General features: G+C 74.1%; 10 protein-coding genes. 1 reads left to right on the top strand and 9 read right to left on the bottom strand.

All coding sequences use genetic code 11. The features are described from left to right. Positions 1–150: 150 nt before the first annotated feature. From ACIQOU_RS13110 to ACIQOU_RS13095, 4 genes are all read right to left on the bottom strand, one after another. Positions 151–1,170, bottom strand: coding sequence for an ABC transporter substrate-binding protein (locus tag ACIQOU_RS13110; RefSeq protein ID WP_401536613.1), 1,020 nt, complete (start codon positions 1,168–1,170; stop codon positions 151–153). Between the two features lie 78 nt (positions 1,171–1,248). Then, positions 1,249–2,088: an ABC transporter ATP-binding protein gene (locus ACIQOU_RS13105; RefSeq protein ID WP_401536611.1), complete on the bottom strand. Its 840-nt coding sequence runs from the start codon at positions 2,086–2,088 to the stop codon at positions 1,249–1,251. Next, positions 2,085–3,146, bottom strand: coding sequence for a FecCD family ABC transporter permease (locus ACIQOU_RS13100; protein WP_401536609.1), 1,062 nt, complete (start codon positions 3,144–3,146; stop codon positions 2,085–2,087). The genes ACIQOU_RS13105 and ACIQOU_RS13100 overlap by 4 nt, the downstream gene beginning before the upstream one ends. Further along, the gene (locus tag ACIQOU_RS13095; protein WP_401536755.1) at positions 3,143–4,135 is read right to left on the bottom strand and encodes a FecCD family ABC transporter permease; all 993 of its coding nucleotides are present in this window, start codon (positions 4,133–4,135) and stop codon (positions 3,143–3,145) included. The genes ACIQOU_RS13100 and ACIQOU_RS13095 overlap by 4 nt, the downstream gene beginning before the upstream one ends. 202 nt (positions 4,136–4,337) lie before the next feature. Here ACIQOU_RS13095 and ACIQOU_RS13090 point away from each other — a divergent pair, with 202 nt between their 5' ends. Continuing rightward, positions 4,338–5,186 (top strand): (2Fe-2S)-binding protein, encoded by an 849-nt coding sequence (locus ACIQOU_RS13090; RefSeq protein WP_401536607.1) that lies wholly within the window; start codon positions 4,338–4,340, stop codon positions 5,184–5,186. A gap of 223 nt (positions 5,187–5,409) precedes the next feature. On the opposite strand, the gene ACIQOU_RS13085 is transcribed toward ACIQOU_RS13090, so the two are convergent. The 5 genes from ACIQOU_RS13085 to ACIQOU_RS13065 form a co-directional block, all read right to left on the bottom strand. After that, positions 5,410–5,922 (bottom strand): DUF4232 domain-containing protein, encoded by a 513-nt coding sequence (locus ACIQOU_RS13085; protein WP_401536605.1) that lies wholly within the window; start codon positions 5,920–5,922, stop codon positions 5,410–5,412. A gap of 116 nt (positions 5,923–6,038) precedes the next feature. Continuing rightward, on the bottom strand, positions 6,039–7,337 hold the full coding sequence (locus ACIQOU_RS13080; RefSeq protein ID WP_401536603.1) for a diaminobutyrate--2-oxoglutarate transaminase: 1,299 nt from the start codon (positions 7,335–7,337) through the stop codon (positions 6,039–6,041). A 43-nt stretch (positions 7,338–7,380) separates the two neighbouring features. Next, positions 7,381–8,325, bottom strand: a complete 945-nt coding sequence (locus tag ACIQOU_RS13075) for a TauD/TfdA family dioxygenase (protein ID WP_401536753.1) — start codon at positions 8,323–8,325, stop codon at positions 7,381–7,383. 114 nt (positions 8,326–8,439) lie between these two features. Next, entirely contained in the window at positions 8,440–8,649 is a 210-nt protein-coding gene (locus ACIQOU_RS13070) for an MbtH family protein (RefSeq protein ID WP_401536602.1), read from the bottom strand. Positions 8,650–8,655: 6 nt separating this feature from the next. Beyond that, positions 8,656–24,720, bottom strand: a complete 16,065-nt coding sequence (locus ACIQOU_RS13065; protein WP_401536601.1) for an amino acid adenylation domain-containing protein — start codon at positions 24,718–24,720, stop codon at positions 8,656–8,658. Between the last annotated feature and the right edge of the window lie 2 nt (positions 24,721–24,722).

Below are 24,722 nucleotides of genomic sequence, written 5' to 3'. Positions count from 1 at the left end.
GGGGGGCGGGGGCCCGCACCCCGGGGGGGCGGGGGTGGGGGGTTTGGCGCCCCTGCTGTACGGGGGGGGGGGGGGGGGGGGGTGCCGCGGGGGGGGGGGGGGGGGGGGGGGGGCGGCCCGCTGGGGCAGCCCGCCTCGGTCAAGCGGGAGTCACCCCTTGGGCGCGGCGACGCCGGTGGCCTTGGCGACGTCGGCGAGGACCTGGTCGGCGGCCTGGACGCCGATGCCGGACATCCAGGTCTCGTCGGGCACGTCGAAGACCTTGTGGTTCTTGACGGCGGGCAGGGACTTCCAGACCGGGTTGGAGACGACGTCGCTCTGTTCGGTCTTGTCCGGGGTGTCGGCGGTGGTGACGAAGATCAGGTCGGCGTCGGCGCGGTCGATCTGCTCGGGGCTGACGTCACGCATGGTCACGTCGGGGTCGTTGGAGATCTGCGACGTGGGGCGGACCAGGCCGATGTCCTTGAGGATGACGCCGCTGTAGGAGTTGGTCTGGTAGAGGCGGGTCGGTCCGGCGATGAAGCGGACGACGGACGCGGACGGCATGGTGCCGCCGTTCTTCTTCTTGATCTCCTCGCCGAGTTCCTTGGCGCGCTTCTCGTAGTCCTTGAGCTTGGCGGCGGCTTCCTTCTCCATGCCGAGGGCCTCGGCGTGCACCGTGAGGTTCTGCTTCCAGACGCCGCCGGTGGTCTCGGTGAAGACGGTCGGGGCGATGGCGCTGAGCTGGTCGTAGATCTTCTCGTGGCGGACCTTGGAGGAGAGGATCAGGTCGGGCTTGAGCGAGGCGATCAGTTCGAGGTTCGGCTCCAGGAGCGGGCCGACGTCCTTGGTGCCGCTCAACTCGCCCTTGAGGTAGGTGGGGAAGCCGCCGGTCGACTTGAAGTGGGGGGCGACGGCGCCGACCGGGTCGATGCCGAGGAGGGTGACGTCGTCGAGTTCACCGGTGTCGAGGACGACCACGCGCTTGGGCTTCGAGGGGATCTTGACGTTGCCCATCACGGTCTTGAGCGTGCGGGGGAAGCCGGTGGCGGCCGCGCCGGAGGCGGCGGTGTCGGTCGAGTCGGTGGTGTTCTCGCTGCCGCACGCGGCGAGGGTCGCGGTGCCGAGCAGGACGGCCAGCAGCACGGCGACGAGCCGGCCGAGGGCGCGCGGAAGGGGGCGTTGGGGCATGGGGGGTTCGTCTCTCTTGTTCGGTGGACCCGCGGGGCGCGGGCTGGTCGGGGTGGTGGGCAGGGGTGGCTGCGGCGGCTAGCGCGATGCCGGGTGCGCGGGGTCGGCGGCGGCCGGCCGGTGGCGGGCCGCGCCGCTGCGCGGGATGACCAGCGGGGTGCCGGTCTCGGGGTCGGGGATCACCCGGCAGTCGACGTCGAACACGGATTTCACGAGGTCCGCGTCGAGGACGTCGGCGGGTGCTCCGGCGGCGGCGAGGCGGCCGTCCTTGAGGACGACCATGTGGTCGGCGTAGCGGGCGGCCTGTCCGAGGTCGTGCAGCACCATCACCACGGTGCGGCCGGCCTCGGCGTGCAGGGCGGCGACCAGGTCGAGCACGTCGAGCTGGTGGCGCAGGTCGAGGAAGGTGGTGGGTTCGTCGAGGAGCAGCAGGTCGGTGTCCTGGGCCAGGGCCAGGGCGATCCAGGCGCGCTGGCGCTGGCCGCCGGAGAGCCGGTCGACGGGCTGGTCGCGCAGCGGTGTGGTGCCGGTGCGTTCCAGGGCGGCGTCGACGGCGGCCTGGTCGGCGGCCGACCAGGGGCTCAGCATCCGCTGGTGCGGGAAGCGGCCGAGCCGGACCAGGGCCTCGACGGTGATCGCCTCGGGGGTGACCGGCTGCTGCGGGAGCAGGCCCATCCGGCGGGCGAGGGTCCGCGCGGGCATCCGGTGGATGTCGGCGCCGTCCAGGGCGACGGTTCCGGCGGCGGGGGCCAGCAGGCGGGTCAGTCCGCGCAACAGGGTCGATTTCCCGCAGGCGTTGGGGCCGACGATGGCGGTGACGGCGCCGCCGGGCAGGGTCAGGTCCAGGCCGCCGACCACGAGCCGGTCGCCGTAGCGCAGGTCGAGCCCTCGGGTGGAGAGCTGGTTGGTGGTGGTCATGCGGCACTCCTGTGGACGGGCTTGCTCTGACGGAACATCAGCACCAGCAGCCAGGGGGCGCCGAGGGTGGCGGTGACCGCCCCGACGGGCAGGCCGCTGACCGGCAGGAGGTGCTGCACGACGAGGTCGGAGGCGAGCAGCAGGACGGCTCCGGTCAGGCTCGCCAGGGCCAGGGACGCGGTGGTCGGCGGTCCGGTGACGAACCGGACGATGTGCGGGACGGCCAGCGCGACGAAGGTCACGGGACCGGCGAGCGCGGCGGCCAGCGAGGCCAGCACCACGGCGGCGGCGAGGAGATGGAGGCGGGCGGTGGAGGTGTTCAGGCCGAGGGCGCCCGCGGAGTCGTCGCCGAGGTCGAGGACGGCCAGGCGGCGGTGGAGCAGGACGGTGGCGGCGAGGGCCAGGACCATGGCGCCGGCCGCGCCCCACACCTCGGGCCAGGTCCGCCCGTACACGGAGCCGGTGGTCCACTGGAGCGCCGAGCCGGCGAGTTCGGCGGGGAAGCGGACGACCATGAGGTTGACGGCGGCGGCCAGGCCCGCCTGGACGGCGAGGCCGGTGAGGATGAGCCGGGTGACGGCGAGGCCCGAGCGCCAGGCGAACGCGCCGAGCAGCAGGGCGGCGAGCAGTCCGCCGGCCAGGGCGCCGACCGGGATGAGGGTCTGGGAGGCGCCCGTCGCGACCAGCGCGACCGCGCCGAACGACGCCCCACCTGTCATACCCATGACATCCGGAGACGCCAGTGGATTGCGGAACAGCCGTTGCAGGACGTACCCGGCGGCGCCGAGGCCCGCGCCCGCGACGAGGGCGGCGACGGCGCGGGGTGCGCGGAACTGACGGACCACCAGGATGTCGCCGGAGTCGCCGAGTCCGATCAGGGCGCGCAGCGCGGTGGCTGCGGGCAGCCGCATCTCCCCCGTGGTCAGGGCGACGGTGAGCAGCACGCACAGCACGGCGAGCGCGCAGCCGGCGTAGACCAGGACGCGTGTGCGGCGGCCGGACACGGCGCTGCTCGTGCCGGTGTCGCGGGCGGCGTGGGCGGTGTCGAGGGCGGTCATCGGGCCACCCTCCGGGCGAGGAGCGCGAGCAGCGGTGCGCCGAGGAACGCGGTGACGATGCCGACCTCCAGCTCCGAGGGGCGGATGACGAGGCGTCCGATGATGTCGGCGGTGAGCAGCAGCAGCGGGCCCGCGATCAGGCAGCCGGGCACCAGCAGCCGGTGGTCGCCGCCGAGCAGCGGCCGGACCAGGTGGGGCGCGGCGAGGCCGATGAACGCGACCGGGCCGGCCACCGCGACCGCCGAGCCGGCGAGCAGGACCACCGCGACGCCGCCGGCCAGCCGGATGCGCGACACCGGTACGCCCAGCGCCTGGGCCACGTCGTCGCCCAGGGCGAGGGCGTTGAGGGCCGGGGCCACGGCCAGCGCGAGGATCAGGCCGAGCACCAGGGTGGGCAGCACCGGCCAGAGCACGTCGAGGGTGCGCCCGGCCAGTGACCCGGCGAGCCAGAAGCGGGCCTCGTCCAGGGTGCGTTGGCTGGCCAGCATCACCGCCGACGTCCAGGACAGCAGCACGAGTTGGAGCACGGTGCCGCCGAGGGCGAGCCGGACGGCGTCGAGGTCACCGGCGCGCCGGGCGAGGGCCTGGGCGAAGAGGGCGGCGCCGGCCGCTCCGGCGAACGCGAACCACACGTACTGGACGGGGCTGGTCAGACGCAGGGCGAAGATGGCGACGACCACCGCGAAGCCCGCGCCCGCGTTGATGCCGAGGGTGGTGGGGGACGCGAGCGGGTTGCGGGTGATGCCCTGGGCGACGGCTCCGGCGACCCCGAGTGCGGCTCCGACGGCGAGTCCGATGATGGTCCGCGGCAGCCTCAGCCCGGTCACCACCAGCGCGTCCCGCCCCTGGGCGTGCCCGAACAGCGCGTCGGCCACGGTGTCCAGGGGCACGGAGCGGGCCCCGAGGGCCAGGCTCAGCGCGGCGCAGAGCGCCAGGGCTCCGATGCCGAGGAGGAAGAAAGGTATGTGCCGGAGGGCACGCAAGGGCACGCCGGTGGTGGCGGCCCGTTCGGTTGCAGTCACGAAAAGCCAGCTTAGGTTAGGCATGCTTTAGTTATCAACAAGCTGGCAGTCCACTGTGACTCACACCCTCTGATCGGCGCCGTTTCCGTCGCGCCCCGTTCGACGGGTCGAGTAAGGTAAGGCTTACCTTTCGATCCGTCTGGACTTCGCTCATGCACAGGAGTTGTCGATGACTCTGGCCCTGGAGACCCCGCCGACCAGCGTGGAGCGGCTCCTCGCGGCGTCCTACCGGCGGGTGTCCGAGGTGTGCCCGGCGCTGGACGCCGTGGTCCCGGACCCCGGCGCGCCCCGGGCCGGGGACGGGGACGGGGTGCGCGGCGACGAACTGGCTCAACAGCCTTATGCCCTCGACGCGTTCGTCACGGCGGAGGCGGACCGCATCCGGGACCGGCACGGGGTCGTCGCGCGCCGGGACGCCGCCGCCACCCGGGCCCTGCACGACTACGCATGGTCGGTGAGCCTGTTGATGAGCGGCGTCTGGTACCTGGAGGCGCGGGTGCCGCGGGTGCGGCCCGAGGACATCCGGCTCGATCTCGCCTCGGGCACCTTCCGGATCGCGCCCGGCAGCGAGTTCGCGTGTCTGGCCGACGATCCGGCCGCGGCCCTGCCCGGTGCGGTGCCGCTCCCCCAACCGGAGGCGCTGCGCGGGGAGTTGAGGTCGGCGGTGGCCGACCACATGGGTCCGCTGCTGGCCGCGCTGGCCCCCTCCACGCGGCGCGGGCCGCGTGCGCTGTGGGGTCTGGTCGCCGACGATCTCGTCTCCGGGATCTGGTACCTCGGCCGGATGCTGGGCCAGGAGGAGGCGGCGATCCGGGCGGCCACGGCCGTACTGCCCTCGGCGCGGGGGCCGTTCCCCGGCGGCGCGGACTTCCGTCGCCTCACCGGCACCGACGGACGCCGGCATCCCACCCGTACCCGCAGGGGCTGTTGCCTCTTCTACACCGTCCGCCCGGCCGAGGCCTGCGTCACCTGCCCCCGGACCTCGGACGCGGAACGCCTGCGCCGCCTGGAGGCGTAACGGCCTTGCGGGCGGGCCGACTTGACGCCGAGTCGCATCGGGCGGCGTTCGACCCCGGGCGCCGGACTCACGCCCGGAGCAACGGCGTTGCGGACAGGCCGACTTGGTTCCAGGCGGCGTCGCCGCGCACGGCTGCGGCCGTTCAACTCCCCTACCCCGAAACGCCGGTGGCGTCCTGCGGCAGAGGTGCTGCCGTAGGACGCCACCGGCGTGTGACGGAGGGTCAGGCGCCGCGCTGGACGGGGCCGATGACGGTCCCGGCGGCCACCTTGAGGCTGCCCTCGGCGAAGGACGTGCCGGGGATCTGTCCGCCCGGGGCCTTCAGCGTGAAGGACGCCTCGTCGGCGGCCTTGCCCGCGGTGGTGTTCGGGACCTGGATGTCGAAGTGGACCGGGTGGCCTGGGCCGAAGGTCACCTTGGTCGACTGGGTGCCGTAGTGGCCGGACTTGACCCCGGTGTCCTTGCCGTTCTTGGAGAACCGCACGCCGGTCGGCGAACCGGCCAGCGTGCACGACGCGTAGCCGCGCGGCGCGGTCAGGGTCACCCGGTAGTGCCGGTGGCCGGAGCTGGCGGCGTCCGCGGTGATCTTCGCGGTGTGGTTGGCCGGCCGGCAGGCGGAGGGCGCGGCGGCGGCGTGGGTCGCCGGGGCCGCCTGGGCGATCCCCGCGCCCGCGGCGCCCGCCAGCACGGTGGCGGTGACGAGGGTGACGGCGATCTTCCGATGGGTGCGCATCATGAACACTCCTTGCCTTGTTCTATGGCCCTGACGGGTGTTCGCCGCCGGGGCCATGGTCATCACCCATCCTGCCCGCTCACCTTGGCGGAGTATGTCCCTGTTCCGCCACAGCCGGGTCACTGCTGTGTGCGTGCCGCCGTCGCCTTGGCCGCGACGCCGATCGTGTCCAGGATCTCCTTCCAGTCGGCCAGTGAGGTCGTCAGCGGCGGCAGGAACTTCAGGACCTCGCCGCCGCCGCAGGTCTCCGCGACGACCCCGGCGTCGAACAGGGCACGCTGGACCGCCGTCGCCAGGTCGGCGCTGCTGAAGGCGAGGCCGCTCATCGCGCCCTTGCCCACCACCCGCGCGGTGCCCGGCGGGAGGTCCGCCGCGAGGGCCACGAGGCCGGTGCGAATGGCCGCCGCCAGCTCGGTGACGTGGGCGGTGAACGCGGGGTCGGCCCAGTGGTCCAGAACCGCGCCGCCGGCCACGAAGGCCAGGTTGTGGCCGCGGAAGGTGCCGTTGTGCTCGCCCGGGGACCACTGGTCGTACTCCCGGCGGATCAGCAGCGCCGCCATCGGCAGGCCCATGCCGCTGAGCGACTTCGACAGGCAGACCAGGTCCGGGAGGAAGCCCGGTACGTCCTCGAAGCTGAAGAAGGTGCCGGTGCGCCCGCAGCCCGCCTGGATGTCGTCGACGATCACCAACGCGCCCACCGCGTCCGCCAGTTCACGCACCCGGGTCAGCCAGGGGCCCGGCGCGACGTGCAGGCCGCCCTCGCCCTGGACCGTCTCCAGGAGGATCGCCGCGGGCGGCGGGGTGTCCGCGCCCGGCGCCAGGGCGGCTTCCAGCGCGGCGAGCGCGGTGGGGAGGTCGCCGTACGGCAGGACGGTCACGTCCCGCAGCGGGACACCGGCCCCGCCGCGCAGCAACGGCGACTCGGTGGCCGCGAGCGCGCCGAGGGACGCTCCGTGGAAGCCGCCGGTGAAGGCGATGACCTCGGTGCGGCCGGTCACCTTGCGGGCCAGCTTCAGCGCCGCCTCCACCGCCAACGTGCCCGCAGGACCCGGGAACTGGACGACGAAGTCGCCGAGCCCACGGGGCTCCAGGATCACCTGCGTGAGGCGGCGCAGGAAGTCCGCCTTGGCCGTGGTGTGCAGGTCCAGGGTGTGCACGGGGCCGCCGGCGGCGAGGTAGTCCATCACCCGCGCCACCGCCTCGGGCGGGTTGTGGCCGTAGTTCAGGCCGCCCGCGCCGCACAGCAGGTCCGTGTAGCGGTTGCCCGCCTCGTCCCACAGGTGGTGGCCCTGGGCCCGTTCGAACACGACCGGGAAGCTGCGGCAGTAGCTCCGGACGTTCGACTCATGGCGTTCGAACACGGCCGTGCCCGGCGCGTCCGCCACCGGCTGCGGCTGTTCTGTCGTGTCGGTCAGCATGTGTGCTCGCCTCTTCCCCAGTCCTCGACGGTCCTCGACACCTTCACTTCACCAACACCGTTCCGTCGGCGGGACGGTGGTCACGGGAGCGGCGCAGGTCGCTGAAGGCGAACGTCCGCTGGAGCCAGCGGTCACCGCCGTCGTAGCGGGGAGTGAACGCCGAACGGCCGTGCAGGGTCACGCGGTTGTCGACGACCGCCAGATCTCCCGGGCGCAGCAGCACGCCCGTGTAGGTGCGGTGCGCGACCTCGGCCAGCTCTGCCAGGGCGGCCCGGCCCTCGGGGGTGGTGCCCCGGGTGGCGGCCTGGTCGAAGCAGAGGTCCGGGTCCTCGGGGTCGCCGCTGAGCACCGCGTGGACGGCGCCGCCCGCGGCCGGGCCGAAGGACGGGGGCGCGTCCGAGACGTACTCGGGGCGGCCGAGGGCCTCGCGGGTGGCCGCCGTGAGGCGGGGCAGGATCTGGCGCACGCAGCTGGTGCGCAGTTCCGCGATGCCCTCGTGGTCGGAGCGCAGGCACAGCAGCATGACGTAGTCGGGGCGGTGCGGGTGGAAGGCGTTCTCGGTGTGGAAGGTGAGTTCGACCGAGCCGACGTTGCCCTGGACCGTCTCCTGGCCGGGGACCGGGACGACGTCCTGGACCAGGGCGCCGGACTTCTCCGCCGCGAAGGCCGCGGGGTCGCCGAGCCCGGCGGCGAACAGCAGCAGGGTCGCCGCCGACAGGGACGGCACGCGCTGCACCGAGCCCTTCACCATGGGGGTGGCCGGCAGGTCCGGGGCGCCGATGGGCAGGCCGCGCAGGACCAGGGCGCCTTCGGGGCCCGAGTGCCTGCGGAACTCCCGTACCGCGCGCCGCATTCCGGCCGGGACGTCCTCCCAGGCGTGCCGGGCCGCGGCCAGCCACGCCACGTCGTCCACCCGGTCGCCCGCGCGGTCCAGCAGATCCCTGGTCACCTGGCCGAGGGCGGCGGGCTCCTCGGTGCCGATCGGCACCGCCGCGTCCTGTCGGGCCGTTGTCGCTTCGACGCTGATCACGTCGCGTTCACTTCCGTTCCGTGCGGGGTGTGGGGGCCGGCGCCCGGTGCGCGCCGGTGGTCTCGTGGTCCGTCATGCGTCCATCGCCCGCACGAGGCTGCGCGGGCGCAGATCGGTCCACTCGCGCTCGATGTACTCCAGGCAGGCGGTGCGGTTCTCGGGGCCGAAGACGGAGGTCCAGCCGGCCGGCACCTCGACGAAGTCGGGCCACAGGGAGTGCTGGTTCTCGTCGTTGGTGAGGACCAGGTAGGTGCCGTCGGGGTTCTCGAAGGGGTTGGTCATGGTGGGTCAGTTCCTTTCCGGGTCGTTGTCGGTGGGGCGCAGGAGTGCGGCCACGGCTCGGCCGACGGTCTCGGCCGACGGGCCGAGCAGCAGGTCGAGGTGGGCGACGTCGGCGACGTGGATGTCGATCCGTCCGGTCACGTGGGGCTGCCAGTGGGCCGGGTCGAGCAGGGGTTCGCCGGGGGCGCTGGGGCGCTGGGCATGGAAGAGCACGGCGTCGCCGTCGAAGACACGCGGCACGTGCCGCAGCGTGACCCGCCGGATGTGGGCGCCGACCCGGACCAGGTCGGCCCGTAGTTCCTGGGTGAGCAGGATCGGCCCGTCCTCCGGGATCGGCACGTGGTCGCGCAGTTCCTGTTCGGTCGGTTCGACCCCGTCGTGGTCGATGTGCGGGAGGTGGGTGTCGAGCAGGATCAGCGACTCGACGGTCTGCCCGGCCTCCTGGAGCAGGACGGCGACCTCGTGGGCGAGCAGTCCGCCCATCGAGCAGCCGAGCAGCCGGTAGGGTCCCGACGGCCAGGCGGCGCGGATGAGTTCGACGTAGTCGCGGGCCATCTCGGCGATGCTGCCGGGGAGTCGGTCGCCGCCGTCGAGCCCGGCGGCCTGCACGGCGTACAGCGGGGTGTCCGCGTCGAGGTGCGGGCCGAGCACCGCGTAGCACCAGCCGATGCCGTCCACGTGGTGCAGGCAGAACAGCGGGGTGCCGGGGGCGGAGGCGTTGCGCAGCGGGAGGAGCGGGGCCAGCGCGTCCGCGTCGCTCTCGGCGCCGTCGGCGTCCAGTCGTTCGGCGAGTGTGGCCGGGGTGGAGGCCTCGAACAGGAGCCGGACCGAGACCCGGGCTCCGAGTTCGTCCCGGATGCGGGCGACGAGGCGGGTGCCGAGCAGGGAGTGGCCGCCGAGCGCGAAGAAGTCCTCGTCTGCGGAGACCTCGGGTACGCCCAGCACCTCGGCGAACAGGGCGCACAGCAGCGTCTCGCGCGGGGTGCGCGGTGCCCGGCCGACGCCCGCGGTGGCATCCGGCGGGGCGGGCAGCGCGCGGCGGTCGAGCTTGCCGTTGGCGTTCAGCGGGATGGTGTCGACCTCGACGAACGCGGCCGGCACCAGGTGCGCGGGGAGCGTCGCGGCGAGCCCCGCGCGCAGGCCGTCGGCGTCGAGCGGGGCGGCCTCGGTGACGACGTAGGCGACCAGGCGCCGGTCGCCCGGCCGGTCCTCGCGGGCGATCACGGCGGCGTGGGCGACCCCGTCGAGCGCGGTCAGGGCGGTCTCGATCTCGCCGGGTTCGATGCGGTAGCCCCGGATCTTGACCTGCTCGTCGACGCGGCCGGCGTACTCCAGCACCCCGGCGCGGTTCCAGCGGGCCCGGTCGCCCACCCGGTACATCCGGGTGCCGGGCGGGCCGTACGGGTCGGCGACGAACCGCTCGGCGCTCTGGCCGGGTCGGCCCGCGTAGCCCCGGGCGACTCCGTTCCCGGCGAGGTACAGCTCGCCCCACACACCGTCGGGGACGGGCTGGAGGTGGTGGTCGAGGACGTAGACGCGGGCGCCGCCGATGGGGCGACCGATGGGCACAGGACCGGCCGCGAGGTCGTCGTGGGGTTCGAGCCGGTGCACCACGCAGCCGACGGTCGCCTCGGTGGGGCCGTACTCGTTGATCACCACGGCCTTCGGGTGCCGCTCGCGCCAGGCCTTCAGGGCGGTGCCGTCGAGTGCCTCGCCGCCGATGACCAGGTTCTGGACGTCGCTGACCTGCTCGGGCAGCGAGTCGAGGAGCCGCAGGTGGCTGGGGGTGACCTTGAGCAGGTCGGGGGTGGGGGTGTCGTCGTCGAGTTCCGCGAACCGCACCCGGCCGCCCGTGATCAGCGGGGTGAACAGGGTGGTCACCGGCATGTCGAAGGCGAGGGAGGTGTGCACCAGGGACTCGCCCTCGGCGGCCGGGTACATCGCGGCGGCCTCGCTCAAGTAGGCGGCGAGCGAGCCGTGTTCGACGACGACTCCCTTCGGGCGGCCCGTCGATCCGGAGGTGTAGATCAGGTAGGCGGCCTGCCGGAGATGGACCCGGCCGTCCGGTCCGGCCTGCGTCGGGTCGTCCGCGTGGTCCGGGGCAGCGGCGAGGACCTGCTCGTCGAGCACGATCGTCGCGCCCGCGTCGGCGACCAGGGCGTCGATGCGGGCCTGCGGGTTGGCGGGGTCGATGGGCAGGTAGGCGGCGCCGGTCCGCAGGACCGCGAGCAGTGCCACGACCACGTCGGGGCAGCGCGGCAGCACCACGGCGACGACGGTCTCGGGTCCGGCCCCGAGCCCGGCCAGGTGCCGGGCGAGCCGGCTCGCGCGCCGGTCCAGTTCGGCGTAGGTCAGCTCGGTGCCGGCGGCGACGACGGCCACGGCGTGCGGGGTGCGCGCGACCTGGGCCCTGAACAGCTCCGGCAGGGTCGCCCCGGGCAGCGGTCGGGCGGTGGCGCCCCGTCCGGTGAGGGCGTCCGCGCGTTCGGCCGGGGTGAGCAGGGGCAGGGCGTGCAGGGGGCGTGCCGGGTCGGCGGTGACCTCGTCCAGCAGGCGTAGCCAGCGGGCGGCGACGCTCTCGGCGGTGGCGTGGTCGAACAGGTCGCAGGCGTACTCGACCCAGCCGGACCAGCCGCCGTCGGCGCTCTCGCCGAGGGTCAGCGACAGGTCGAACTTGGCGCGGTCGCCCGCCACTTCGCCGAGGGTCACCTCAAGTCCCGGCAGGGTGGGCACGCGTGCTTCCTGATTGACCGTCAGCATGACCTGGAACAGCGGATGCCGGGAGCGGGAGCGGGCCGGGTTGAGGGCTTCGACGAGTTGCTCGAACGGCACGTCGGTGTGGTCGTAGGCAGCGACGTCCGCCGCGCGCACCCGGTCGAGGAGTTCCTCGAAGGTGGGGTCGCCCGAGGTGTCGGCGCGCAGCACCAGGGTGTTGGCGAACAGTCCGACGAGGTCTTCGAGCGCGGTGTCCTGGCGGCCCTCGACGGGCGTGCCGATGACGATGTCGTCGCCGGCGCCCAACCGGTGCAACAGGGTGACGAGGGTGGCGTGCAGCACCATGAAGGCACTGGCGCCCCGGCCCCGGCCGAGCGCCTCGACCCGGGCGCGCAGCGCGGCCGGCACCGTGAAGGGCACCGTGGCGCCCTGCTGGGAGGCGACGGCGGGCCGGACCCGGTCGGTGGGCAGCTCGATCTGGTCGGGGACCCCGGCCAGTTCCCGGGCCCAGAAGTCGACCCGGTCGGCGGGCAGTTCACGCTCCCACAGCGCGTAGTCGGCGTACTGGACGGGCAGCGGCGCCCAGTCGGGGGCGCCTCCGGCGAGACGGGCGGCGTACGCGGCGGAGAGGTCCCCGGCGAGGGGCCGCATGGAGGCTCCGTCACCGGCGATGTGGTGCAAGAGCAGCAGCAGGGCGTGTTCGCGCTCGCCGTCGGTGAACAGCACGGCCCGGATGGGCAGATGGTGGTCCAGGGAGAACGGCATCCCGGCGGCGTCCCGTATCCCGGCGTCGAACTCGGCCGGGTCGAGGGAGCGGACGGCGAAGCGTGGCTCGGTGTCCACGACGACCTGGTGCGGTCCCTCGGGGCCTTCGACGATCACGGTGCGCAGCACGTCGTGGCGTCGGACCAGGTCACCGAAGGCGTCCTTCAGGGCGTCGCGGTCCAGGGCGCCGGTCATCCGCAGGACGACGGGGATGGTGTACGTCTGCGCCTGGCCGTCGAGCCGGTCCAGGAACCACATCCGGCGTTGCGCCGCCGACAGGGGTATGTACGGGGGCCGTTCGCGGCGGACCAGGGCCGGGCGGGCGGTGTCGGGGTGCCGGTCGGTGAGCAGGTGGGCGAGCCGGGCCACCGTCGGGTGGTCGAAGACCTCGCGCAGGGAGAGTTCGGCGCCGAGGTCGGCGCGGACCCGGTTGACGAGGCGGGCCACGAGCAGGGAGTGGCCGCCGAGGCGGAAGAAGTCGTCGTCGGCGCCGACGGCGACGGCGGTCCCGAGGACGGCGGCGAAGGCGCCAGCGAGCCGCTGTTCCAGGCCGGGCGCGGGCGGGCGGCCGGTTTCGGTGGCGGTGGTGTCGGGGGCGGGCAGCGCCTTGCGGGCGATCTTGCCGTTGGCGGTCCTGGGCAGGGCGTCGAGGGCGACGAACCAGGTCGGGACCATGTAGTCGGGCAGTGCCTGGGAGGCGGCCGCGCGCAGCGCCGCCGGGTCGGCCGGGCGGCCGGGTTCGGGGACGACGTAGGCGACCAGGCGTTTGTCGCCGGGGCGGTCCTCGCGGACCACGACGGCGGCATGGTCGATACCGGGCTGGGCCGTCAGCACGGCCTCGACCTCGCCGAGTTCGACGCGGAAGCCGCGGATCTTGACCTGGTCGTCGACGCGGCTGACGAACTCCAGGCGTCCGGCGGCCGTCCAGCGGGCCAGGTCGCCGGTGCGGTACATGCGGGAGCCGGGCGGCCCGTACGGGTCGGCGACGAAGCGCCCGGAGGTGAGGCCGGGGCGGCCGTGGTAGCCGCGGGTGACCAGGTCGCCGGCGACGTACAGTTCGCCCGCGGTGCCGATCGGGGCCGGGCGCAGCCGGGCGTCCAGGACCTGGCACCGGGTGTTCCAGGCCGGGGTGCCGATGGTGATGACGCCGGAGGGCAGGGTGTCGCCGGGGGCGATGCGGAAGAGGGTGCAGCCGACGGTGGTCTCGGTGGGCCCGTACTCGTTGAGGACCGTCACCCCGGGGTGCTCGGTCCGCCAGGCGTCCAGGACGTCGCCGAGCAACGACTCGCCGCCCAGGACGAGTTGGCCGGCCGGGGAGTACTCCTCGGGGACCGCGCCGAGCAGGTGCAGATGGCTGGGGGTGGCCTTGACGAAGTCGGGCTTGGTGACGCGTGCCTCGGGGTCGGGGCCTTCGGCCCCCCAGCGGACCAGTTCCAGGCAGCCGCCGGAGATCAGCGGGCCGAACAGGCCGGTGGCGGAGAGGTCGAAGGCGATGGGCGAGTGGACGAGGACGCGCTCGCGGATGCTGGTGTACTCGTGGGTCGCCCACGCCAAGTAGGCGACCAGGGAACGGTGTTCGACGACGACGGCCTTGGGGCGGCCGGTGGAGCCGGAGGTGAAGATGACGAACGCCGCGTGTTCGGGCCGCCGTTCGACGTCGGTGAGGGGGCCCGCGTCGTGTCCGGCGAGGGTGGGGCCGTCGGCCAGGACGAGCGGGGCGTCGGTGGCCGCGCGGGCGGTGGCGGCGAGGTCGGCGGTGGTGACGACGGCGGCCGGGGCGATGTCGCCGAGCATGAAGGCGAGTCGGTCGGCCGGGTGGGAGGGGTCGAGCGGCAGATAGGCGGCGCCGCTCTTCCACGCCGCGAGCAGCGCGACCGGGACGTCCTCGCAGACCGGCATCAGCACGGCGACGAACCGCTCGGGTCCGGCGCCCTGTTCGGCCAGCCTGCGGGCCAACTGGTTGGCGCGGGCGTCGAGTTCGGCGTACGTCAGCCGGGCGGTGCCGTGCGCGACGGCGGGGGCGTCGGGGGTGCGGGCCGCCTGCTGCTCGACGAGGTCGGTGACGGTGCCGGAGGGCAGGGGGTGGGCGGTGTCGTTCCACTCGGTCAGCAGCAGTCGCCTCTCCCGTGCGTCGACGAGGTCGAACGCGCCGACGGGGCGGGTGGGTTCGGCGGTGAGGTCGGTGAGGAGCGCGGTGAAGCGCTCGGTGAGGCGGACGGCGGTGTCCCGGTCGAAGAGGTCGGTGGCGAACTCCAGGAGGCCGCCGACGCCGCCCTCCGCGCGTTCGCTGAGGAACCAGGACAGGTCGAACTTGGCGGACGGCGACGCGACCGGCAGCACCTGTCCGCGCAGCCCCGGCAGGGTGTCCGCGAGGGCGAGCACGGCCTGCTGGTCGGCGTTGTTCCAGTTCAGGCTGGTCTGGAACAGCGGGTGCCGGGCGGTGGAGCGCACCGGGTTGACCGCCTCGACGACCCGCTCGAACGGGACGTCCTGGTGGGCGTAGGCGGCCAGGTCAGCAGCGCGGACCCGGCGCAGCACCTCGGTGAAGTCCGGGTCGCCGGTCAGGTCGGCGCGCAGCACGAGGCTGTTGACGAAGAACCCGACGAGCGGCGCGAGGGCGTCGTCGGTGCGGTTCGCGACCGGTGAGCCGACCACGATGTCGTCGCCCGCGCCGAGCCGGTGCAGCAGGACGGCGAGGGCGGCGTGCACGGCCATGAAGACGGTCGTGTGGTGTTCCCGGGCGAGCCTGACCAGACGGGCGTGGACCTCGGGTGCCACCTCGAAGGGGACGGTCTCACCGTGGTGGGTGGGTACGGCGGGCCGCGGCCGGTCGAAGGGCAGTTCCAGGTGTTCGGGCAGGCCGGTCAGGGCGTCGCGCCAGTGGGCGAGTTGGCGGGTCAGTTCGCTGTCCGGGTCGTCGGCCGAGCCGAGCAGGTCGCGCTGCCACAGGGTGTAGTCGGCGTACTGGACGGCCAGGTCGAACCCGTCGGGCTCCGCGCCCTCGATACGGGCCGTGTAGGCCTCGGCGAGGTCGCGGGCGAGCGGGCCCATGGAGGCGCCGTCGCCGGCGATGTGGTGCAGGACGAGCAGCAGGACGTACTCACCCGAGCCCGATGCCGATGCCGACTCCGCTGCCGACTCCGATGCCGGGCCCGCTTCCGTGCTCGCGCCGAGGTCGAACAGGGTGGTGCGCAGCGGTGGCTGGGCCGTCAGGTCGAAGGGGACGAGGACGGCGGCGGCGAGTTCCCCGTCGAGCGCGTCCGGGTCCGTGCGGACGACGTCCAGCGGCGGGACCGTGTCCAGGACCACCTGGTACGCGCCGTGTTCGTCCTCCGCGAAGACCGTGCGCAGCGCTTCGTGGCGGCGCGCCACGTCGGCGACGGCGGCGGTGAGGGCGGCCACGTCGAGATCGCCGCTCAGGCGGAGCGCGACGGGCAGGTTGTAGGTCGGGGAGGGTCCCTCGAAGCGGTGCAGGAACCACAGCCGTTCCTGGGCGTACGACAGCGGCGGCCTCCCCGAGCGGGGCACGGCCGTGACTCCGGCGCGGCGCGGTCCGGCCGAGGTGAGCCGGGCGGCGAGGCGGGCCACGGTGGTCGCCTCGAACAGCACCGGCAGTTCGACGTCGACGTCCAGGGCCGTACGGATGCGGCTGGCCAGCCGGGTGACCAGCAGGGAGTGGCCGCCGAGGGCGAAGAAGTCGTCGTCGAGGAAGACCTCGGGCACCCCGAGGACCTCCGCGAACAGGCCGCACAGGATCTCCTCCTGCGGGGTGCGCGGGGCGCGGCCCGAGCCGTGGGTGAGGTCGGGCACGGGCAGCGCCTTGCGGTCGAGCTTGCCGTTCGGGGTGAGCGGCAGCGCGTCCAGGACGACCACCTGGGCCGGGACCATGTACTCGGGGAGCCGCTCGGCGAGCCGGTCGCGCAGTTCCTCCGGCTCGACGGCGAGATCCGGGGCGGCGGGCACGACATAGCCGACGAGCCACTGTCCGTGGACGGCGGCGGCGGCCTGGGCGACGGCCGGGTGGTCGGCCAACGCGTCCTCGATCTCGCCGAGTTCGACGCGCAGGCCGCGCAGTTTGACCTGGTCGTCGGCGCGGCCGAGGTATTCGAGTTCGCCGTCCGCGGTCCAGCGGGCGACGTCGCCGGTGCGGTACATGCGGGCGCCGGGCGGGCCGTAGGGGGAGGCGACGAACCGTTCGGCGCTCAGGCCGGGCCTGGCCAGGTAGCCGCGGGCCAACTGGACGCCCTCGACGTAGAGTTCACCGGCCACGCCGGGGGCGACCGGGGTGAGGCGGTCGTCCAGGACGTAGGCGCGGGTGTTGGCGACCGGGGCGCCGATCAGCACCGTGCGCGGGTCGGCGGGGGCCGACCAGGTGGTGACGTCGACGGCGGCCTCGGTGGGCCCGTACATGTTCTGGAGGTCGGCGTCCGGGTGCCGGGCGTCCTCGTGGAAGCGGCGGACCAGGTCGGCCGGGAGGGCCTCGTCGCCGGAGACGACCAGGCGCACGGACGGCGGCAGGGAGGCCTCGGCGAGGTAGGCGGCGAGCATCGACGAGGAGAGGTGGACGACGCTGACGTTCTCCTCCCCCATGAGCCGCTCCAGATAGAGCGGGTCGCGGTGGCCGTCGGGGCGGGCGACGACGAGGGTGCCGCCGTACATGAGGGTCCAGAACATCTCCCACACCGACACGTCGAAGCTGACCGGGGTGGACTGGAGGACGCGGTCGGCGGCGGTGAGGTGGTGGTCGCGCTGCATCCAGTACAGCCGGTTGGCCATGCCCGCCCGGGTGTTGACGGTGCCCTTGGGTCGTCCGGTGGAGCCGGAGGTGTAGATGACGTAAGCGGCGTTGTCGCCGTGGGCGCGGACGCCGGGGTTGTCGGCGGACTCCCCCGCGCTCTCGCCGGCGTCGGGTGCGATGCGGTCGAAGCCGTCGGCGTCCTGGTCGGAGATGAGCAGGCGGGCGCCGGAGTCGGCGAGGATGTAGGCGATGCGGTCGGCCGGGTAGCCGGTGTCGATGGGGACGTAGGCGGCGCCCGTCTTGAGGACCGCCCACAGGGCGACGACGAGGTCCACGGAGCGCGGCAGCATCACGGCGACCAGCGACTCGGGGCCCACCCCGCGGGCGCGCAGGGCGTGCGCGAGGCGGTTGACGCGGGCGTTCAGTTCGCCGTAGGTGACGCTCGCGCCCTCGAAGCGGACGGCCTCGGCGGCCGGGTCCTGCGCCTCGAACAGCTCGACCGGGGACGGCTCGTCGAAGGCGACGGCGGTGTCGTTCCAGACCTCCAGGACCCGTCGGCGTTCCCCGGTGCCGAACACGTCGACCTCGGACAGCCGCAGTCCGGGGTCCGCGGTGACGGCGTCGAGGACGCGGACGAAGCGGGCGGCGAAGCTCTGCGCGGTGCGCCGGTCGTAGAGGTCGGTGGCGTACTCCAGGCGGCACAGCAGTCCTTCGCCCTCGACGTGGCAGTCGAAGTGGACGTCGAACTTGGCGGTGCCGCTGGTGACCGGGCCGGGGTCGGCGTGCACGCCGGGCAGGTCGATGCGGGCCTCGGTGAGGTCCAGCCAGGCCAGCATCACCTGGAAGAAGGCGTGCCGGGAACGGGAGCGCTCGGGGTGCAGCTCCTCCACCAGGCGCTCGAAGGGCACGCCCTGGTGGGCGTAGGCGGCCAGGCCGGTGTCGCGGACGCGGCCGAGGAGTTCCTCGAAGCGGGGGTCGCCCGAGGTGTCGAAGCGGTAGACGAGGGTGTTGATGAACACGCCGACCACGTCGTCGAGGGCGGAGTCAGGGCGGTCGGCGATGACGCCGCCGAGGGGGATGTCCTCGCCCGCGCCGAGCCGGGTCAGCAGCGCGGAGACGGTGGCCTGGAGAATCATGAACGGGGTCGTCCGGGTCCGTCCGGCCAGGTCCAGGACGCGCTGGTACAGCTCAGGGGAGACCTCGAACTCGACGTGGTCACCGGCGTGGGTGGCGACCGCCGGGCGCGGCCGGTCGCCGGGGAAGGTGATCTCGGGCGCGAGTCCGTCCAGGGCCTGCTTCCAGTGGTCGATCTGGCGGGGCAGGTCGGCGGCGAGGGTGTCGCGCTGCCAGGCGGCGAAGTCCGCGTACTGCACGGCCAGTTCGGGCAGGTCGGGGGCAGTGCCGGCCAGCCGGGCGCGGTAGGCGACGGAGAGGTCCTCGGTGAACGGGCGCAGCGAGGCGCCGTCGGTGGCGATGTGGTGCACCACCAGGAGCAGGATGTGGGTGTCCGGACCCGTCGTGTAGAGGGTGGCCCGCAGCGGCAGATCCCGGGCCAGGTCGAACGGCCGTGAGGCGGACGCCAGCAGATCGGGCGCCGGGTCCGCCAGGACCTCCAGGTGGAACGGCGTGTCGGCGGGCAACACGGCTTGGTGGGGGCCGTCGGCGTCCTCCAGGTAGAGGGTGCGCAGGGCCTCGTGCCGGGCCACCAGGTCGCCGAACGCGGCGTCGAGGGCGTCGGCGTCGACGGGGCCGGTCAGGCGGACCTGGATCGGCACGTTGTAGGTGCCGGTGCCGCCCTGGAGCCGTTGCAGGAACCACATGCGTTCCTGGGCGAACGACAGCGGGAGCCGCTCGGGCCGCTCCCCCGCCGTGATCCGCTTCAGCTGGGGGCCGCTGGTGACGAGCCGGGCGGCGACGCCCGCGACGGTCGGGGCGGCGAAGACGTCCCGCAGGGTGAGGTCGACGCCGAACTCGTCGCGCACGCGGTGCACGAGCCGGATCATCAGGATGGAGGTGCCCCCGAGCGAGAAGAACTCGTCGTCGGCGCCGACCCGGTCGACGCCGAGGACTTCGGCGACGATCTTGGAGAGGGTCTCCTCCTCGGGCGTCCGGGGCGCGACGCCGCCGCTGTGCGGGACGGCGGGGAGGCTGTCGGCGGGCGCGGTGGGCGTGTGCTCGCCCAGCACCCGTCGCCGGTCCCGTTCGCAGACGGCCGTCAACTCCCCTACCGGGACGTCGAGTCCGCCGGTGACGGTGGCCGCCAGCTCGGCGAGCAGGTCCGCGAGACGGGTCACGGCCGCCGGGTCGAGGACGCCGGTCAGGTGGGCGAAGCGCAGCCGCAGCCGCTCGCCGGGGAACACCGACAGGGAGAGGGGGTAGTGGGACCGTTCGACGAGGTCGGCGTCGGTGAGTCGCAGTCCGCCGGCCTCGATGCCGTGCGCGGTCGGGTAGTTCTCGAAGGCGATGACGGTGTCGAAGAGGGCCTCGAAGCCGCACGCGCGGGTGATCTCGGCGAGGGAGGCGTGCTGGTGCGGGTGGAGCGCCTGCTGCTGCCGCTGCACCCGGGCCAGCAGGACGGCGAGGGGTTCGTCGCGGTCGACGCGGACCCGGACCGGGAGGGTGTTGACGAACAGTCCGAGCATCGACTCGGCGCCGGTCAGCTCCGGCGGGCGGCCGGAGACGGTGGCGCCGAAGACGATGTCGGCGCTGCCGGTGAGCCCGCTCAGCAGCAGCGCCCACAGGCCCTGCACGACGGTGTTGAGGGTGACGCGGTGGGTGCGGGCGACGGCGGTGAGGGCGTCGGTGACCGTCTCGGACAGCGCCCGTTCGTGCACGCCGTGCCCGTCGGCGGTGCGTCCGGCGGGGGCCAGCAGGGTGGGAGCGGCCAGCCCGTCGAGTTGTTCGCGCCACGCCTCGGCGGTGGCGTCCCGGTCCTGGCGGGTGAGCCAGGCGAGGTAGTCGCGGTAGGCGGCGACCGGGGGCAGTTCGCCGTCGCCGTAGAGGGTGAACAGTTCACGGACCAGCAACGGCAGGGACCAGCCGTCGAGGAGCAGGTGGTGGTGGGTGAGGATCAACCGGTCGCCGATCGCCGTGAAGCGGATCAGCGGCGGACGTACCACGCTGAAGCCGCGGGCGCGGTCGCGGGCTAGGAACATCTCCAGCTCGCCGTCCGGGCGTTCGTCCCACACGACCTTGACGTCGGTGGGGACGGTCTGGACGGGGGCTCCGGCGGGGCGGCTGCGGAAGGCGGCGCGCAGGTTCGGGTGGCGGTGCAGCAGGGCGGTCGCGGCGGCCTTCATACGGGCGCGGTCGAAGCCGCCGTCGATCACCAGGACGAGTTGGCCGACGTAGGGGTCGTCGGGTTCGTACAGGGCGAGGAAGAGCAGCCCTTCCTGGAGCGGGGAGAGCGGGAGAACGTCGGTGGCGCCCCGGAACTTGTCCAGCTCGTCCTGGGTGACGCGCACGAGGGGCACGTCGGAGACGGTGAGGCCGCCGCGGGTGTGGACGGCGAGTTCGGTCAGGGCTGCGGTCCAGGCGTCGGCGAGGGCGCGGGCGTCGGCGTCGGTGAGGACACCGTCGGGGTAGGTCCAGACGGCGGTGAGGGCGCCGTCGCGGACATGGGCGTCGATCTGGAGGGTGTGGGTGAGGGCGAGGTCGTCGTCGGCCAGGAGGTGCACGGCGGCCTCGTCGGCGAGCCGCCAGCCGGCCAGGGAGTGGGCGTCCAGGCGGCCGAGGTAGTTGAACTGGACCTGTGGAACGGGGAGGTGACCGAGCCGGTCGCGCAGCAGGGCGTGGCCGCGGCCACCGTGCGGGAGGGCGCGCAGCTCTTCCTTGGTGCGCTTGAGGAGGTCGGGGCCGGTCTCCGTGCCGGCGGCGAGGCGTACCGGGTGGACGCGGGTGAACCAGCCGACGGTGGTGCTCAGGTCGAGCCCGTCGGGCAGGTGGTCGCGGCCGTGGCCCTCCAGGTCGATGAGGACGGGGCCTTCGCCGCGGTGGCGCTGGATCGCGGTGGAGAGCGCGGCGAGCAGGACGTCGTCCGGGGTCGCCCGGTAGGCGGCGGGCAGGGTGGTCAGCAGCGTCTCGGTGAGGTCGGCCGGGACGGTGACGGTGAGCGTGCGGGCGCTGCCGTGCACATCGCGGGCCGGGTCCAGCGGGCGGGCCCCGAGCACGGGTTCCTCGGTGGACAACAGGTCGGTCCACAGCGGGAGTTCGGCGGTGGTCTCCGGGTCGGCGGCGGCGTCGGCCAGGTGCTGGGCCCAGCGGCGCAGCGAGGTGCCGGGCCGGGACAGGGCGGGGGCGCGGCCCTTGGTGGGGGCGGTGAGGGCCTCGGCGAGGTCGGCGAGCAGGACGCGCCAGGAGACGCCGTCGACGACCAGGTGGTGCAGGACGAGCAGGAGCCGGCCGGGGGTGTCGGGACCGGCGTCGCACCAGACGGCGCGGACCATCTCGCCGTCGGCGGGGCTCAGTCGGCGGCGTGCGTGCTCGCGCAGGGCGGTCATGTCGGCGTCGGGGGCGACCCGGGTGAGGCAGTCCTGTGCACGCACCGCGCCCGTCGGGCGGATCTCCCGGCCGCGCAGGCGCAGGGCGTCGTGCCGGTCCAGGACTGTCTGGAGCGCTGCGGTCAACTGGTCGTGGGACAGGCCGGGTTCGGTGGTGAGCAGGAGGGACTGGGCGTATCCGGTGGTGGGGCCGCCGCGTTCGGCGAGTCGGCGTTCCATCGGGGTCTCGGGGAACGTGCCGACGGGGTCGTCGTCCTCGGCGGGGTGCTCGGCGGTCACCGCGACCCGCGCGAGACGGGCCACGGTCGGGTGGTCGAAGACGTCCTGCGGGCTGATCGCCAGGCCCTGGCGGCGGGCGCGGCCGACCAGCTGGATGGCGTGGATGCTGTCCGCGCCGAGCAGGAACAGGTCGTCGTCGACGCCGAGTTCGGGTCGGCCGAGGAGGGCGGCGGCCTCGGTGTGCAGGACACGTTCGGTCGCCGTGCGCGGGGCGCGGCCCCGGACGGGGGCGGCGGCGACGGGGGCGGGCAGGGCGCGGCGGTCGGCCTTGCCGTTGGGGGTGACCGGGATGGTCTCCAGGGTGAGCACGCTCACCGGCACCATGTGGGCGGGCAGCCGGGCGGCGAGCCAGGCACGCGGGTCGCCGTCGGGGGTGCCGGTGACGTAACCGGCGAGCTGGCGGCCTCCGGCGGCGGTGTCGTGGACCAGGACCACGGCCTGTTCGACGCCGGGCGCGGACGCCAGCACGGCCTCGATCTCGGCGGGTTCGACCCGCTGACCGTTGATCTTGATCTGGTCGTCGGCGCGGCCGGCGAACTCCAGCTCGCCGTCGGGGCGGCGGCGGACCAGGTCGCCGGTGCGGTACATGCGGGTGCCGGGGTCCCCGTAGGGGTCGGCGACGAACCGTTCGGCGCTCAGCGCGGGGCGGTCCAGGTAGCCGCGGGCCAGTTGGACGCCCGCGAGGTACAGCTCACCGGTGGCACCGTCCGGCAGGGGCCGCAGGGCGGGGTCGAGCACATAGGCGTGGGAGTGGTGGGTGGGCGTGCCGATGGTGACGGGGCGGCCGGGGGCGCAGGCGTGCGAGGTGGCGGTCACCGAGAACTCGGTGGGGCCGTAGGAGTTGTGCAGGTGTGCGTCGCTGACCCGGTGGAAGCGGTCGGCGAGCCCGGCGGGCAGCGCCTCGCCGCCGCAGCTGACCATGCGCAGCGACGCGGTGGGCAGGTTCTCGTACTCGTCGAGGAACGGGCCGAGGAGCGCGGGCACGAAGTGGATGACGGTGACGTTCTCGTCCCGGACCAGACGGGCCAGGTAGCCGGGGTCACGGTGGCCGTCGGGGTGGGCGACGACGAGGGTGGCGCCCCGGGTGAGGGTCCAGAACAGCTCCCACACCGACACGTCGAAGCCGATCGGCGTCTTGTGCACGACGCGGTCGGCCGGGGTGAGCCGGTACTCGTCCTGCATCCAGGCGAGCATGTTGGCGATGCCGGCGTGCGTGACGATGGTGCCCTTGGGGCGGCCTGTGGTGCCGGAGGTGTAGATGACATAGGCGGCGTTGTCGCCGCGCACGGTGATGCCGAGGTCGGTCTCCGGCCGGCCCGCGCCGAGGGTCGGGGCGTTCTCGGCGTCGATCACGAAGGCGGCGCCGGAGTCGGCGAGCAGGTAGGCGATCCGGTCGGCCGGGTAGCCGGTCTCCACGGGGACGTACGCGGCGCCCGTCTTGAGCACGGCGAGCAGGGCGGCGACGAGGTCGACGGAGCGCGGCAGCACGACGGCGACCCGGGACTCGGCGCCCACGCCCCGCGCGCGCAGGGCGTGCGCCATGCGGTTGGCGCGGGCGTTGAGGTCGCCGTAGCCGATCCGCTCGCCCTCGACGACGAGGGCTTCGGCGTCCGGGGTGCGGCGGGCGCGGTCCTCGAAGAGGTCGACGAGGAGGGCGTCGGCGTCGGTCTCGGACGTGGTCGGGCGCGCGGCCTCGTAGAAGCGCTCCCAGCCGTCCTCGTCGAGCAGGTCGAGGGCGCCGATGGGCCGGTCGGGGTGCTCGGTGGCGGCGGTGAGCAGCCGGAGGTAGCGAGACCGGTGCCCGGCGGCCGTCTCGGGGGTGAAACGGCCCTGGTGGGCGTTGAGGACCAGCTCGATGCCGTGGCCCGCCTCGGGGTCGCCGTAGGCGTGCAGGGCGACGTCCCGGACCGGTCCGGACGCCAACTGGTGTGCCTCGCAGTCGACTTCACCGCAGGGCAGCCGGGTGGCGGCGAACGACAGGACGTTCACGGAGGGGCCGCCGAGCGTCCCGGGGTGTGCGCCGGCGGCGAGGTCGCGGCGCAGCGCCTCCTGCGGGTAGCGCTGGTGGCGGGTGGCCTCGGTGAGGCGGGCGGCGATCCGGTCGAGCAGGTCGGTGAAGGTCGTGGAGCCGTCGACGGACACGCGCAGCGGCACGTCGTTGACGAGCATGGCGGGCGTGGCGAGGGCGTGCGGGCTCAGCCGGGCCGCCATGAGCACGCGGACGACGACGTCGTGGGCGCCGGTGACCCGGTGCGTGTAGGCGGCCATGGCGGCGATCACGGGCAGCGACCAGCGGGTTCCGGCGAGGGCGCGCACCCGTTCGGTCGTGGCCTCGGGCAGCCTGCCGGAGGCACTGGGCAGGCTGCGGGCGAGTCCGGCGGGGCCCTCGCCCGTTGTGGTGCCCGAGGGGGCGCCGAGGTCGGTGGTGTCGGGCAGGTCGGCGAACGCGTCCTGCCAGTAGGCCCGGTCGCGTGCGCGGCGGGCGGAGGTGAGGTAGGTGTCCTGTTCGGCGAGCACCTCGCGCAGGGTGCCGAACCCGGACGCGGGCGGCTGCTGGCCGGCGGCGAGGGCGGTGTAGACCTCCAGGACGCGGGCGCAGTGCATGACCTGCCCGTAGCCGTCGAGCAGGATGTGGTGGTAGCGGAAGTGCAGCCAGTACCTCTCGGAGCCGAGCCGCAGCAGGGTGTGCGCGAACAGCCGGTCCCCGGTGACGGGGATGACGCGGTCCTGGTCGGCGTCGACCAGGGCGCGGGCGGCGGCGGCCGGGTCGGTCTCGCCGCTGACATCGAGGTACGACAACGCCCCCGTCACGGACGGGTCGACGTACTGCCCCACTTCTTCCTCGCCGGCGTCGTTCACGCCGACCCGGAAGCGGACGCGCAGGGCCTCGGTCTCGGCGACCGCCTGGGCCACGGCGCGGTCCATCAGGTCGTGGTCGACCGGTCCGGGGACGTCGAAGTAGATGCCGCAGGTGTACAGCGGGCTGTCCGGGGCGAGCCGCTGGGCGACCCACACCCCGTGCTGGGCCGGGGTGAGCGGGAGGACAGGAGCCGTGTCGGGGGCGTTGTCGTACATCG

This window comes from Streptomyces sp. NPDC091279, from assembly GCF_044757465.1.
GTDB lineage: Bacteria > Actinomycetota > Actinomycetes > Streptomycetales > Streptomycetaceae > Streptomyces.
The sequence above is the reverse complement of the archived record's forward strand: the minus strand, read 5'-3'. Positions and strand labels throughout refer to the sequence as shown.

Excerpts from the sequence above, each read along its gene's own strand:
- ACIQOU_RS13110 (WP_401536613.1), bottom strand. The coding sequence starts at position 1,170 with ATGCCCCAACGCCCCCTTCCGCGCGCCCTCGGCCGGCTCGTCGCCGTG.
- ACIQOU_RS13105 (WP_401536611.1), bottom strand. The coding sequence starts at position 2,088 with ATGACCACCACCAACCAGCTCTCCACCCGAGGGCTCGACCTGCGCTAC.
- ACIQOU_RS13100 (WP_401536609.1), bottom strand. The coding sequence starts at position 3,146 with ATGACCGCCCTCGACACCGCCCACGCCGCCCGCGACACCGGCACGAGC.
- ACIQOU_RS13090 (WP_401536607.1), top strand. The coding sequence starts at position 4,338 with ATGACTCTGGCCCTGGAGACCCCGCCGACCAGCGTGGAGCGGCTCCTC.
- ACIQOU_RS13085 (WP_401536605.1), bottom strand. The coding sequence starts at position 5,922 with ATGATGCGCACCCATCGGAAGATCGCCGTCACCCTCGTCACCGCCACC.
- ACIQOU_RS13080 (WP_401536603.1), bottom strand. The coding sequence starts at position 7,337 with ATGCTGACCGACACGACAGAACAGCCGCAGCCGGTGGCGGACGCGCCG.
- ACIQOU_RS13070 (WP_401536602.1), bottom strand. The coding sequence starts at position 8,649 with ATGACCAACCCCTTCGAGAACCCCGACGGCACCTACCTGGTCCTCACC.
- ACIQOU_RS13065 (WP_401536601.1), bottom strand. The coding sequence starts at position 24,720 with ATGTACGACAACGCCCCCGACACGGCTCCTGTCCTCCCGCTCACCCCG.